Source organism: Streptomyces tricolor, assembly GCF_002155905.1.
Taxonomy (GTDB): domain Bacteria; phylum Actinomycetota; class Actinomycetes; order Streptomycetales; family Streptomycetaceae; genus Streptomyces; species Streptomyces tricolor.
This window is the reverse complement of the sequence record NZ_MUMF01001095.1, coordinates 239-587: the sequence shown is the minus strand read 5'-3', so window position 1 is coordinate 587 and position 349 is coordinate 239. Positions and strand designations below refer to the sequence as shown.

Annotated in this window: 1 protein-coding gene; it reads left to right on the top strand. The window is 71.9% G+C overall.

The annotated features are described in order from the left end of the window. Positions 1–174: 174 nt before the first annotated feature. Positions 175–349, top strand: a 175-nt coding sequence (locus CCN44_RS47315; protein ID WP_414820566.1) for a CoA-binding protein, incomplete at its 3' end; no start/stop codon positions are given.

The window sequence follows — 349 nt, the reverse complement described above, 5'->3', positions numbered from 1 at the left end:
GGCGCGGCGGATACGGGCTCACCGGTTCTGGCGTCGAGGATGCGCAGCACGGGGCGAGCGTAGGCCGACCGGCGGCCGTACGCAGCGGCTTGCACCGATTCCGGACAGCGTGCCGGGGTACGGCGGGAATCCGCACCCGCCGCGCCACTGTTGCCCGGAGACACAGTTCCCCGCATTCCGAGGAGACGGCCGATGTACGGCGACGAAGCGACGATCCGCAGGATCCTGACCGAGCTGGGCGACACCTGGGCGGTGGTCGGCCTGTCCGCGAACCAGAGCCGGGCCGCCTACGGGGTGGCGCGGGTGCTGCAACGGTTCGGCAAGCGGATCGTGCCGGTGCACCCGAAGG